Genomic DNA, 13,555 nt, shown 5'->3' on the forward strand with positions numbered 1-13,555 from the left:
CTCAGACGCGCGGCGGCACCACCAGCACGTCGCCGAGGTAGTCCGCCAGCATGCGGCTGGCGATGCTGCCGAGCAGGAAACGCTGAATCCCCTGGCGGGCATGGGTGCCCATCACCAGCAGATCCGCCGCGGTCTCCTTCCTCACCAGCTCCAGGGCATGGGCCGGCTCGCCCACGGGCAGGTGCAGACGCGCTTCGGGCAAGTTCACGCCGGCCCCTTCCAGGCCACGCAGCAGTTGCTCGCGCGCCTCGCGGGCCTGGGCCTGCAGCAGGCGCCGGTCGTTGCCCACCTCGGCCACCACGCTCACCGGGATCGGCGTGATGGCATAGACCGCGTCGCAGTGCTCGAGGTCGAGCAGATCCAGCTCGCGGGCACGCTGCAAGGCCTGCAGCGAAGCCGGCGACAGATCCAGCGCCAGCAGGGCATGGGCGTAGTCCCCCTGCACCTTGTCGGTCACGCGCAACACCGGCACATGGCAGGCGCGGATGACCCGCGCCACCGTGGTGCCGCTGAACAGGTCGCGCAGACGGCTGGGCCGGTGCAGACCGACCAGGATCAGGTCGGGGTGCAACTGTTCGGCGATCTCGACGATGACCTCCTCCACCTGCCCGCGCAGGACCAATACCCGCGGACGGCTGCCAGCCTGCTCGGCGACCTGCTGCGCCTGCTCCTGCAACAGGGTCTCGGCACGCTGAACATGTGCTGTTACAAAGTCTTCGGGCGCATCGTCATCCACCACATGCAACCATGTCCATTCACCGCCGCCCTGCTTGCGCATCAGTTGCGTAGCACGCTGCATGGCTGGCGCAGAGCGCTCCGAGAGGTCGGTTGCCACCAGTAGTTTTTTCATTGTTGGTCACCTCGCTGACACTGGGTTCATGTCTATTGAACGCCGCAATGCGGCATCGGTTCTTGACCCAGGTCAGATCGCAGGCAGGCAGCCGGACTACCGTTCTGCCCCAGGAAACCGATGGAGAACGTCGAGATGCCCCAGCGACACCCCACCGCTGCCGAACGCCACTGGCATGCCCTGGATAAACAACACGCCCTGGACGAACTGGCCAGCGGCAACGATGGCCTGAGCCAGGACGAAGCCACCCGGCGCCTGCACCAGCATGGCGCCAACCGTCTGCCACCGCCGAAACGCCGGGGCCCCCTGCGCCGCCTGCTGGCGCAATTCCACAACGTGCTGCTGTACATGATGCTCGCCGCGTCGCTGGTCACCGCACTGCTCGGCCACTGGCTGGATACCGCGGTGATCCTCGCCGCGGTGCTGGTCAACGCGATCATCGGCTTCATCCAGGAAGGCAAGGCCGAGAACGCCCTGGATGCCATCCGCGACCTGCTCTCGGCCCATGCCATGGTGCTGCGTGGCGGCGAACGCCGGGAGATCCCCGCCGAACAACTGGTGCCCGGCGACGTGGTGCTGCTGGCCTCCGGCGACAAGGTGCCGGCCGACCTGCGCCTGCTCAGCGTGAAGAACTTCAACGTCGAGGAAGCAGCCCTCACCGGGGAATCGGTGCCGGTGGAAAAATCCGTCGACGCCGTGGCGCCCGACGCCGCCCTCGGCGACCGCCGCGGCATGGCCTATTCCGGCACCCTGGTCAGCAGTGGCCAGGCCGTCGGCCTGGTGGTCGCCACCGGCGTCGACACCGAACTGGGACGTATCGGCACCCTGCTGCGCCAGGTGCAGAGCCTGTCCACGCCGCTGCTGCGGCAGATCGACCGGTTCAGCCGCTGGCTGGCGCTAGCCATCGTCCTGTTCGGCGCGGCGACCTTCGTCCTCGGCACCCTGTGGCGCGGCCAGCCGGCGGCGGACATGTTCATGATGGTGGTGGCGCTGACCGCCTCAGCGATCCCCGAAGGCCTGCCGGCGATCATGACGGTGATCCTCGCCCTCGGCGTGCAGCGCATGGCCAAGCGCAACGCCATCGTGCGGCGCCTGCCGGCGGTGGAGACCCTCGGTTCGGTGACGGTGATCTGCTCGGACAAGACCGGCACCCTGACGCGCAACGAAATGACCGTGCAGCGCGTGGTCAGCGCCAGCTCCATCGTCGATGTCAGCGGCGTCGGCTACGCGCCCGAGGGCGGCTTCCAGCGCCATGGCCAGGCGGTCGGCGACGGCGATGCCGAACTGCAGGAAATCGGCCGCGCCGCCCTGCTGTGCAACGATGCCCGGCTGCAACAGGACAACGACGGCCACTGGCTGCTGCACGGCGACCCGACCGAGGGCGCCCTGCTGACCCTGGCGCTCAAGGCCGGCCTGGACGTTGCCGAACTGCACGGCCAGTTGCCACGCGGCGACGTCATTCCCTTCGAGTCCGAACACCGCTTCATGGCCACGCTGCACCATGACCATCAGGGCCACGGCGTCATCTACCTCAAGGGCGCGCCGGAGCGCATCCTCGAGATGTGCGCCAGCCAGCGCGGCGGCGACGGCAGTGAACAGCCCCTCGACGCCGATTACTGGCGGCGCCAGGCCACCGACCTGGCCGCCCGCGGCCTGCGCCTGCTGGCCATCGCCGCGCGCGCGGCGCCGGCCGAACAACGCAACCTGAACATCGCCGACGTCGAGCAGGGCTTCAGCCTGCTGGCCCTGGTCGGCATCATCGATCCGCCACGCGAGGAAGCCATCGCCGCGGTCGCCGAATGCCGCCGGGCCGGCATCTCGGTGCGGATGATCACCGGCGACCACGTCGACACCGCCCGCGCCATCGGCGCGCAGCTGGGCATCGGCATCGACCGCCCGGCCATGACCGGTGCCGAGATCGAGCTGCTCGACGACCAGCGCCTGGCGCAGGTGCTGCCCACCGTCGAGGTGTTCGCCCGCGCCAGCCCGGAACACAAGCTGCGCCTGGTACAGGCCATGCAGGCCAGCGGCCAGGTGGTGGCGATGACCGGCGACGGGGTCAACGACGCGCCCGCCCTCAAACGCGCCGACGTCGGCGTGGCCATGGGCCGCAAGGGCACCGAAGCGGCCAAGGAGGCGGCCGAGGTGGTGCTGGCCGACGACAACTTCGCCAGCATCGCCGGGGCGGTGCGCGAAGGCCGGGCGATCTACGACAACCTGAAGAAATTCATCCTGTTCATGCTGCCCACCAACGGCGGCGAAGCGCTGATCATCATCAGCGCGATCCTGTTCCAGCTCACCCTGCCGCTGACCCCGGTGCAGGTGCTGTGGATCAACATGGTCACCTCCAGCACCCTGGGCCTGGCCCTGGCCTTCGAACCCTCGGAGAGCGGCCTGATGAAGCGCGCCCCGCGCGACCCCGCCGAACCGCTTCTGTCGGGCTTCTTCGTCTGGCGCGTGCTGATGGTCTCGGTGCTGATGATGGCCGGCGCCCTGGGCCTGTTCCTCTGGGAGCTGGAACGCGGCACCAGCCTGGAAAGCGCGCGCACCATCGCCGTCAACACCGTGGTGATGTGCGAGATCTTCTACCTGTTCAACAGCCGCCACATCTTCGACTCGGTGCTCAACCGCGAAGGGCTGCTGGGCAACCCCGCCGTACTGATCGCCATTGCCGCCTGCGTGGTGCTGCAGTTGCTGTTCACCTACGCCCCGCCGCTGCAACAGGTGTTCGGCGCTACCGGCCTGAGCGCCAGCGAATGGCTGCGGGTACTGGCGGCCGGCGCCCTGCTGTTCTGCGTCGCCGAACTGGAGAAGACCCTGATCCGCCGCTTCGATCTGCACCCCAGCGGTCGTTAGGTCGGGAAACGCCCTGCGCCAGAGTGACCGGCTGGCGCAGGGGCCTATCAGGGCGGTCGCACTGCGCGCTCAAGGAGCCTAGAAAGAACGCCGGAAAGCTGGACGGCTGAACGAAAGACCAGCGGCCAGCCTAATAAGCCTTTGGCTCGCAAAACGGCGGCTTGCCCTGCTCCCGTGGGAGCCGCGCCCCCGCGGCGATTGGTGGCCATCCCGCGATTTTCGCAGGATGGCCACGGGCGTATCGCGCCGGGGTCGACGCGCCTACACGGGCGGCGAGGCGCCTGCAAAAACCTTGTCTGATCGGCATCGAGCGGCCAGCCGGACTTTGCGCAGGGCTTTCCAGCCTCCAGCGCCTTCATCAAGGCATAGGCTGGATAACCGCACAGGGGGCCGCTCTTCGGCTTGCGCTGAAACGTCAACAGACCCTAAGATGCGCCGCTTGGGAGTATTCAGGACAGGGACTTTCCGTGCGTTATTACACACTGCTGGGATCGCTGGCGATCATGCTTTCGGGCTGCGCCCTGCAGCCGTCGGCCTCCGTGCCCGACAGCGCCGCGACGACACCGGCACCCACTGCGCCGCAGCCTGCAGCCCCCGCCGAACAAGCCGTCGTGCCGGGCGTCGCCTTCGTCGCGCCCAGCGGCGAGGCGCTGAACAGTGCGCCCGCCATCGCCGGGCTGGATTCCCGTCATGAACCCGAAGAACACGAGATCCAGGCCGGTCAGTGCTGGGTCTATGCCCAGGTCAAGCCGCGCCCGGTGCAGAGCACCCTGGATGTGGTGGTCAAGGATTCGGTCAACAAGATCACCGTCACCCCTGCCGAACTGCAGAAGGGCTTCACCCAGGTCGTCACCCGCGAGGGCGCCAAGACCTATCGCATCGAGCCGCCGACCTACCGCGAAGTGACCGAGCAGGTGATGATCCGCCCGGAACTCAAACGCTATGTCGTGGTGCCGGCGGTGTATCGGGAACGCCAGCAGACCGTGGTACTCGAAGAGGCCAAGACCGTGCTCGACCCGTGCCGCACCGCGGGCACCGGCTACGCGCGCGGCACCGGGGTGATGGCGTTCTGTGCCCGCGAAGTGCCGGCCAGAGAGGAAGTGGTCAAGGTACAGGAGCTGGTGTCCCCGGAAACCGTCAGGGTCGAAACCGAACCGGCCGAGTACAAGAGCGTCAAGCGCTGGGTGATCGACAAACCGGCCCAGGCCGTCGAAGTGATCCTCGATCCGGAAGTCACCCAACTGGCGATGAGCGAGATCAGCAGGCCGGTGGAGGCCAATCAGGTCATCCTCCCGGAAAAGAAGAAGCAACTGCAGGTCACCCGCTTCGAAGGCAAGGCCCGCATCGTGTCGCGCCAGACCGTGTGCGAAGGCGATATCGACAAGGAGCTGGTCACCCGCCTGCAACACAGCCTGGCCAGGCGCGGCTTCGACCCGGGCCGCGCCGACGGTCTGCTGGGCAAGCGCACCATCGGCGCGCTGAGCGAGTTCCAGGCCGCCAACGGCCTCGCCATCGGCGCCCTGACCCTGGAAAGCCTGACGGTTCTGGAACTCGACTGAGCCGTCTCCGGCACGCCCGCCCGGGCGCGCCGGCAGTCCAGCGCCCTGCGCCATCCGCTGCAAGCAATGGCCATATCGCGCCAACAGCCTGCTAAGCTCGCCGTATATCCCAACGCAAGAAGGTTATACCCATGCTCCGCATCCCTGCTCTCGTCGCCGGCCTGCTGCTGTCCGCCAACGTTTTCGCCCTGTCGCTTGCCGACCTCAGCCAGCAGGACGCCAGTGGCGGCCTGAAGGATGCGCTCACCCAGGGGGCCAAGATCGCCGTGCAGCAACTGGGCAAGCCGGGCGGCTTCAGCAACGACCCGAACGTGCGCATCGAACTGCCGGGCACCCTGGGCAAAGCCGCCAAGACCATGAAGATGATGGGCATGGGGGCCCAGGTCGAGCAACTGGAAAGCAGCATGAACAAGGCCGCCGAGGCCGCCGTGCCGCAGGCCCAGGCGCTGCTGGTCGAGGCGGTGAAGAAGATGACCGTGCAGGACGCCAAGAGCATCCTCGCCGGCCCTCAGGATTCCGCCACCCAGTACCTCGACAAGAGCAGCCGCGAGCAGATCCGCGCCAAATTCCTGCCCATCGTCAAGCAAGCCACCGACCAGGTCGGCCTGGCCAAGCAGTACAACAGCTTCGCCGGCCAGGCGGCCACCTTCGGCGTGCTCGACGCGAAGAGTGCGAACATCGAGAGCTACGTCACCGAGCAGGCGCTCGACGGCCTGTTCGAGGTGATCGCCAAGCAGGAAGCCAGCATCCGCCAGAACCCGGCGGCGGCCGCCACCAGCCTGGCGAAGAAGGTCTTCGGCGCGCTGTGAGCGCCGGCCACCGCGCTCACCTCAACGGGGCGGGGCTCACCACCGGCAAGCGTGGCAACGGCCGCATCAGCAGGGGCGAAGCGCGGCCGGCCAGCGGGTCGCTCGCGCCGTGCTGGTTGTCGTAGAGCAGCTTGCCCCAGGGCCGGTAACGCAGTTCGAACACCGCCGTCGGGTGGCACGGCGGCCAGGTGGCCGGAGTGGACGGCAGCGCCAGGAAGGGCTGCCCTTCCTGGCTCACCTGACGGAACGACTCGCGGATGATGCCGATGCGGCACGGCAACGCCGTGGCATAGGCCAGGCGCACCAGCGGCGTCAGCGCCGCGGTCCCGACGCCATCCTGCCACCAGACCTCGAGGCCCGTGCCGGCCAGCCCGTCCAGCCACTGTGCGAATACCTGCGGGGCGAGAAAGCCGCCGGTGAAGGCGCTCAGGTGCAGCGGCCGGTTCAGTTGCTGGGCGAAACTGTGCAACTGCCGGCGCAGTTCGACACGTCGCTCGCGTTCACGGAAATTCCAGTCGTCCAGTTCCATCGGCAGGTACCAGCCGGCGACCGGCAGCCGCCAGTTCGCCAGCAGTTCGCGCTGCTGCTGCATGCCCAGGCTCAGTTGCTCGTGCCAGTAGTAGCTGAAGTCATCGCGACTGGCGAGATTGCGGTAGTAGTCCGGGTCGTAGTGGAGCCCGAGGATCAGCTCGAGTCCCTGGCCGTCGGCTTCGCGCAGGGCCGTGGCCAGCCAGCCGGCGGCCCCGCCGAAATCCTCGTTGCCGAAACGCGTCCACTGCACCACCAGGGTCTCGACCCCGTTGGCCACGCTGTCGCGCCAGATGCCGCGCCACTGCGCCGGGCTCAGGTTGGCATCGGCGTTGAGCGGTTGATAGAACAGCCGCGTATCCGCCTGGACGCCCAGGGCGGTACAGAGCAACAGGGTGAGCATCAGGCGCTTGGTCAAAAGTTGAGCTCCAGTCCGGTCAGCCAGCCGCCTTCACCGTCGTACAGGGTCCCGCCCAGCGACTGCTGGTATTCCACGCGCAGCGACAGGCGACCACGGAAGGCATTGTAGCGGTCATCGTCGAACCACAGTTGCCAGCGCACGCCGACACCGGCCCGCAGGTCCTCGCGCCAGTCGAGCTCGCCGCTCTGACTGCCGGCCTGCAGCAGCGCATACGGCATCAGCGTCTGCGCACTGGCGGTCGGCAGCTTGAAGACGTGGCCCTGCTGGTAGCGGGCGAGCAACTGCTTGTCGCCGCTCTTGCTCCACCAGGCCGCGTCCAGGTACAGGGAACGCTCGCCCCAGTCGCGCTCGTCGGTGCGCCAGTCGTTGCGCCATTTGCCCTGATCGAGCAGCGAGGCGCTGGCCCGCAGCAGCAGGTCGACATCGCTGCGTCCCTCGCGCCGGTGATCCCCGAGGCTGTCGCCCAGCCGCCCGGGATCGAACAGTTGCCCCAGGGCCAGGCCACTGTGCTCATCGGGCAAACGGCTCTCGCCGTAGAGTTCGCCGTAGAGGTTGAGGTTCAGCGCGCCGAAGGGCTTGTAGCGCAGGCCCAGGCCGGCGCCCAGGGACTCGCCATAGCGGCTGCGCTGCTGCGAGCCCAGCAGCGCCCGGGCATACACCGACAGGCTGCGCCCGGCGCGGCTCGGCTCCTCGCCCAGGGCGTGATCCCACATGGCGATCTGCACGTTCTGCGCGCCGGCGCGGGTGCCGGCGCTCTGCGCATCGGCCGCGGCGACACCGGCCGGCGACCAGGTGCTGGAAAGGCTGACACTGTCGCGCCGCGACAAGGATTCGTGGCCACGGCGCAAGCGGTAGCGGCGCTGCCGCATATCGCGCTCGGCGTCCTCGGCCACCGCCATCGGTACCTGCTGCAGGTCGATGGCGCGGCGCAGTTGTTCCCGGGCCGCGGCGCTGTCGCCGACTTCGTCGTAGCGCGCGGCCAGGGTTTCGGCGATGCGGTAGTCCTGCGGGTCGCCCTGCGCCACGCGCTGCAACCAGGCAATCGACTCACGCCGCTGCGCCGGGTCGCGGGAGGCCGCCAGGCGCTGGGCGTAATCGCTGCGGTAGCGCGCCACGTCAGGCGCCTGGCGCAGCGCCTGCTGCAGCCAGGCGAGGCTCAGGGCGGCGTCACCGGCGGCCAGGGCGATGTTCGAGCCCTCGTACAGGTGTTCGGCGCTGGGCTGCGCATCGATGGCCCGACGCTGGTACTGCAGGGCCGTCTGCGCCTGCCCGTCGGCGAGCGCGATGGCCGCGCCCAGGCGCCAGACCTCGGCACTCTCCTGCTCGAGCGACTGCCAACGCTGTTGCGCCTCGCGGACCTGCCCGGCGCTCAAGGCACTGCGGGCGGCGGCCAGGCGGGCCTCGGGGTCGAGCTGGGCACTCGGGTAACGGCGCCAGATCTCGTAGGCCGCCTGCGGGTCGCCCGCCGCGTCCAGGGCGTAGGCCAGCGGCAGGCGACTGCCGGCATCGCCACGGGCCAGCGCCTGCCGGTAATACACCACCGCCACGCCGGGTTGCCCGGGCATGGCGCAGCGGCCCAGCGCGCGCAGTTGCCCGGTTTCCCCGGGCGCGTCGCCGGCATTGCGATACACCGGCTCGCAGGCGCCGGCTTCGGCCAGACGGCCGAGCAGTTGCGCACGCGATGCCGGGTCGACGTCCTCGAGCAGGGACTCGATCGGCCCCACCGCCAGGCGCGTCGACGGCTCGGCATACAATCCGGCCAGGCGTTGCAGCAGGCGCGTCGGCAAACGTGCGCCATGGGTCGCGTAGGCACCGGCGAGGAGCGCCAGCACCTCATCGCGCTGACCGTTCTGCAAGCCGATGAAGCTGGCCTGATCCAGCGCCTGCAGGTCGCCATCGCTGCGGTACAGGCTCAGCCACACGGGGGCCGCCTCGCGGTTGCGGCCCGCGCGTTGCAGCAGCTCGGCGCGCTGGCGCAGCACCGCGGGCGTCTGTCGCTGCCGGCCCAGCCAGGCGATGGCCTGCTCGCTCTGCCCCTGCGCGACCCAGCGTTCGACCAGCACGGCGCGGCGCTGACTGTCCCAGGGTTCGGCCAGGCGGTGTTGCGCCAGCGACTGGCTGTCGCCCAGGCGCTGAGCGAGAATCAGCCACTGCTGCGGATCGCCCTGCGGGTCGCAGCGACGCAGTTGCAGCAGGGCCTTGTCGGCATCGCGTCGCGACAACCATTCGCTGGTTTCCAGGCAGGGCCGCTGCAGTTCGTCGGCCAGGCGCTGCACCCAGTCGACCGCCTGGTTCTGCCGGGCCAGCTCCCACAGGCGGAGCTGCTGCGCAGGGCTCAACGCCTGCTGGTGATACAGCTCGACCAGCCAGGCCATGGCCCGCTGCGGCTGGCCGGCGGCGATGGCCCGCTCGCCGGCCTGCTCACGCAGCTGGTTGGCGGCCTGGCGGGATGGCGCGCTGGCCAGCAGCCGGCGCAGGGCCGCATCGTCCTGGCGGCTGGCGTAGGCCAGCCCCAGGCGCTGCCAATCCTGGCCATGCAGTTCATTACGCTCGGCCAGCGGTTGCAGTTGCGCGATGAGCGCCGACCAGTCCTGCTGCTTTTCCGCCCATACGGCGCGCCAGCGCTGCAGTTGCGGCGCGTCGCCCGGCAGCCCCTGCAACCACTGCAGCGCCGCGCCATCGCTCTGGCGCTCGGCCAGCGCCAGGCTGTGGGCCTGCCACAGACGCTGCCGCGCGGCGGCCTCGCTGGCGGACATCCAGCCTTCGACCCGGGCGCTGCCCGGGTGCCCCTGTTCGATCCAGGCCAGGCGCAGTTCCAGCAGGAGCTGCGCGCCGTCTGCCGTATCGGCCAGCGACTCGGCCAACAGCGCGGCCTCGTCATAACGGCGCTGCTGCGCCAGCGCCTGCACCAGCAATCGCTGCGCCTCCTGCTGCTGCGGCACCCGCTCGAGCAGGTGGCGCATGAGCTGCTCGACCTGCTGCCAGTCCTCGCGCTGGGCGGCCCGATAGGCGCGGTCCAGATACGGGAAGCTGCGGAATTCGGCGAACCCGCTCAGGGCCTGCTGCGCCTGGGTCGGGCCGTTCAGGCACAGCAGCAGGCTGGCGGTGATCAGCGCTCTGTTCATGCCGACCTCCCGATCCAGCGATAGGCGGCTTGCTGCTCTTCCTGTTGTTCGGCCAGCGCCTGCTCGAGGGTCTGGCGACTGATCAGACCACGTTCGATCAGGTGTTCGCCCAGGGAGTCGTTGGCCGGGTCGAAGTCGATCAACGCCTGGCCGAACAGGCTCGCCGGCAACATGCCCCGCTCCTGCAACAGGTCGCCGAGCAGCACCTGATGACGACACACCTGCTCCATCAACTCGGCGTCGCGATGGCGGCTGGCGAGCACCTCGAGCAGGTGCTTCATCGGCGCAGGCTGATTGCTGCCGCCATACCAGTAGCGCAGCCCCAGGGTCACCCGCCCTTGCGGCGCCAGGCGGCAGCGCACCGGACGCTTGAGCTGGCGGCTGATGGCGCCCAGCGACACCGCGCTGATCGCCCGCTCGCTGGCCAGGATCAGGCTGTCGCCCTCCTGCGCCACCGGCAGCACCGAATAACGCAGGGCCAGTCGCTGGGGAAAGGCCTCGATCAGGCGAGGCGCGATGTCGAACGGGTCCAGCGGCGCCCACTCGAGGTCGGCCTGCTCGGCCAGCACCTGGGCCAGTTGCTCGCTGTCGATCAGCTCACGCAGCAGCAACTCGCGCCCCAGGCGGCGCAGGCGTGGCGACACCACCACCTCGTCCAGCTGTTCCTGGCGCAAGGCGCCGAGCTCGACCAGACGCAGGCCGATGGGCTGGCGCCTGGGCACGCCCAGGGCGGGGAACTCGTGGGTGGTCTTGTCCCAGGCCACCCGCCGGGCATCGCCTATCAGCAGCACCTGGCGCAAGGCCCGCAGGTTGGCGAGGAAGTTGACCAGGTTGCTCCACATCATCCGTGGCGCCGACAGCAGACCCTGGCGAATCCCGTAGTACTGGGTCACGAAGTAGAAGCGCTGGAACAGCCGGTTGAGCAGCAGCAGGCCGTTGATGAGCAACAGAGTGATCAGCACCGGGCTGTCTGCGAGCAACGAGGGGAAATGCCAGGCATTGGGCAGATACAACCCCACCAGCCACAGGCTCAGCAACACCAGGAACAGCAGGTTGACCAGGGCGCCGAGGGCATTGGCCACCGCGCCGCGGCGGTCGCGCCAGAGGAAGTAGTTGATTCGCCAGTCCTTGCTCCAGCCCAGCGAAGCGGTGCCCTGGAAGACGATGCCGGTGATCCAGCGCGACTTTTGCCGGATCGCGTACCTGAGCGTGCGCGGAAAGTGTTCGCGGACGCAGATCACCCGGCTCGAACGTGGCGCCACCCCCCACTTGCGCTCGCGCAGGGAGGCCAGTTGCGGGTCGCGCACGTGATAGCGGGCGAAGATGCATTGCATGCCCTTCTGCTTGAGCCGGAAGCCGATGTCGTAGTCCTCGGTGAGGCTCTGTACATCGAAGGCGATGCCGTCGCCCTCCTCCAGCAGCACGGTGATCGCCCGCCGGCTGAAGCAGGTGCCCACCCCGGCGCTGGGCACCTGACCGATCAGCGCTTCGCGCACCACCACGTCCTTGCCGTGGTATTCGGAAAACTCGTCGACATAGTGTCCGGCGGTGAACCCCCTCCAGGTCGGCGCGTAGGGATACACCGGCACCTGGATCAGGTCCTTGCGCGGCAACAGGTAGTTGAACAGGCGCAACTCCATGGGCGAGACCACGTCCTCGGCGTCGTGCAGGATGAAGCCGGCGAATTGCACCCGCGCCTCCCGTTCGAAACGCAGGATGGCGTCGATCACGTTGTTCAGGCAGTCGGCCTTGCTGGTCGGCCCCGGCCGGGCGCAGATCACCTTGTGGACGTTGGGATAGTGCAGGCAGACCGCGTCGACGTCGGCCTGGGTCTCGGCATCGTTGGGGTAGGTGCCGACGAAGATCTGATAGTTCTCGTAATCCAGGGTCGAGGCGGCCAGGCGCGCCATCTCGCCGACCACTCCGACTTCCTGCCAGGCCGGCACCATGATCGCCAGGGGCTGCTCGGCGGCCAGGAACAGGCGATCCTCGTCGGCGCGCTCGCGTCGCCGATAGATGCCGAAACGGCGTTTGACCTGGCGCGTCCAGTACACCAGATCGATGAACAGATCATCGAGACCGAGGATCAGCATCAACCAGGCCAGGGCGATTGCCAGCCATTTCACCCCATACAACACATAGCTCAATACATCGACGGCGAGATAGCTCATGTAGCGCGCTTATCCCGCAGCCAGCGCTGCAGACCGGCGACGATGCGCGCGCTGGCGCGGCCATCGCCATAGGGATTGTGCGCCTGGCTCATGCGCGCATAGGCCTGCTCATCGTCCAGCAGGCGCGCCGTGGCCGCGACGATCTGCGCCGGGTCGGTGCCCACCAGGTGTACGGTACCGGCCTCGACCGCTTCCGGCCGTTCGGTGGTGTCGCGCAGCACCAGAACCGGCTTGCCCAGCGAGGGCGCCTCCTCCTGCACGCCACCGGAATCGGTGAGGATCAGGCTGGCGCGATCCATCAGCCAGACGAAGGTGCGGTAGTCCAGCGGATCGATCAGCAGCACGTTGGCATGACCGTCCAGCACCCCATACACGGCCTGCTGGACCTGCGGATTGAGGTGTACCGGATAGACGAAGCATACCTGCGGGTAACGCTGCGCCAGGGTCGCCAGGGCCGCACAGATACGGGCGAACCCGGCGCCGAAATTCTCCCGCCGATGCCCGGTGATCAGCACCACCCGCGCCTGTGCCGGCAGCCCGTGCAACGGCGACCCGGCCTCCGGCTGCCAGCCACTGCGCTGCAAACGCTCATGCATCCACAGCAGCGCATCGATCACCGTATTGCCGGTGACCTCGACACGCTCGTGGGGCACGCCCTCACGCTGCAGGTTGTCCCGCGACACGGGCGTGGGGGCGAAATGCAGGTCGGCCAGCACCCCGGTCAGGCGCCGGTTGGCCTCTTCCGGCCAGGGCGAGCGCAGATTGCCGGTGCGCAATCCGGCTTCGATGTGGGCGACGGGAATACGCCGATGAAAAGCCGCCAGCGTGGCGCCGAAGCTGCTGGTGGTATCCCCGTGCACCAGCACCAGGTCCGGCTTGACCCGGCCATAGACCTGATCGAGATGGACCAGCAACTGCTGGGTCAGGCCATTGAGGGTCTGGCCCTGGGTCATCAGTTGCAGATCCTCCTCGACCTGCAACTCGAAGGTGTGCAGGACCTGGTGCAACATTTCCCGGTGCTGACCGGTCACGCAGATGTGCAGGTCGATATCACCCGCCTGGCGCAAGGCATGCGCCAGTGGCGCCATCTTGATCGCCTCCGGCCGGGTGCCGAAGACCATCATTACTCGATGCGGCATCAGTTTCGCTCTTAACTTTAGTCATGAAACCGACCCTGCTAATCGCGAAGTGTTCAGAAAAACCTGTACCGGACCTATACAAAACGCTTACAGAAAC

8 protein-coding genes are annotated in these 13,555 nt (G+C 68.3%); 3 read left to right on the top strand and 5 right to left on the bottom strand.

Annotation, left to right across the window (positions count from 1 at the left end):
* Window position 1: 1 nt before the first annotated feature.
* Window positions 2–850 carry a universal stress protein gene (locus DNK34_RS08415; RefSeq protein ID WP_131177500.1) on the bottom strand — a complete coding sequence of 283 codons (849 nt, stop codon included), beginning with the start codon at window positions 848–850 and terminating at the stop codon, window positions 2–4.
* 135 nt (window positions 851–985) lie between these two features.
* Between DNK34_RS08415 and DNK34_RS08420 the strand changes: the two genes are divergently transcribed.
* From DNK34_RS08420 to DNK34_RS08430, 3 genes are all read left to right on the top strand, one after another.
* Window positions 986–3,706, top strand: coding sequence for a cation-transporting P-type ATPase (locus DNK34_RS08420; protein ID WP_131177501.1), 2,721 nt, complete (start codon window positions 986–988; stop codon window positions 3,704–3,706).
* Window positions 3,707–4,173: 467 nt separating this feature from the next.
* Window positions 4,174–5,265, top strand: coding sequence for a peptidoglycan-binding domain-containing protein (locus tag DNK34_RS08425; RefSeq protein ID WP_131177502.1), 1,092 nt, complete (start codon window positions 4,174–4,176; stop codon window positions 5,263–5,265).
* Between the two features lie 131 nt (window positions 5,266–5,396).
* Window positions 5,397–6,074 (top strand): DUF4197 domain-containing protein, encoded by a 678-nt coding sequence (locus DNK34_RS08430; RefSeq protein WP_131177503.1) that lies wholly within the window; start codon window positions 5,397–5,399, stop codon window positions 6,072–6,074.
* Between the two features lie 16 nt (window positions 6,075–6,090).
* On the opposite strand, the gene DNK34_RS08435 is transcribed toward DNK34_RS08430, so the two are convergent.
* From DNK34_RS08435 to wecB, 4 genes are read right to left on the bottom strand one after another with little or no spacing between them, the layout of a single operon-like run.
* Window positions 6,091–7,020, bottom strand: coding sequence for a DUF4434 domain-containing protein (locus DNK34_RS08435; RefSeq protein ID WP_242675258.1), 930 nt, complete (start codon window positions 7,018–7,020; stop codon window positions 6,091–6,093).
* Complete coding sequence (locus DNK34_RS08440; protein WP_131177504.1) at window positions 7,017–10,148, bottom strand: NfrA family protein; 3,132 nt, start codon at window positions 10,146–10,148, stop codon at window positions 7,017–7,019. Before DNK34_RS08440 ends, DNK34_RS08435 begins: the two co-directional genes overlap by 4 nt.
* Window positions 10,145–12,319 (bottom strand): cyclic di-3',5'-guanylate-activated glycosyltransferase NfrB, encoded by a 2,175-nt coding sequence (gene nfrB, locus DNK34_RS08445; protein WP_131177505.1) that lies wholly within the window; start codon window positions 12,317–12,319, stop codon window positions 10,145–10,147. The genes DNK34_RS08440 and nfrB overlap by 4 nt, the downstream gene beginning before the upstream one ends.
* Window positions 12,316–13,458: a non-hydrolyzing UDP-N-acetylglucosamine 2-epimerase gene (gene wecB, locus DNK34_RS08450; RefSeq protein WP_131177506.1), complete on the bottom strand. Its 1,143-nt coding sequence runs from the start codon at window positions 13,456–13,458 to the stop codon at window positions 12,316–12,318. Before wecB ends, nfrB begins: the two co-directional genes overlap by 4 nt.
* Between the last annotated feature and the right edge of the window lie 97 nt (window positions 13,459–13,555).

Origin of the sequence: Phytopseudomonas dryadis (assembly GCF_004327355.1) — a bacterium.
Taxonomy (GTDB): domain Bacteria; phylum Pseudomonadota; class Gammaproteobacteria; order Pseudomonadales; family Pseudomonadaceae; genus Aquipseudomonas; species Aquipseudomonas dryadis.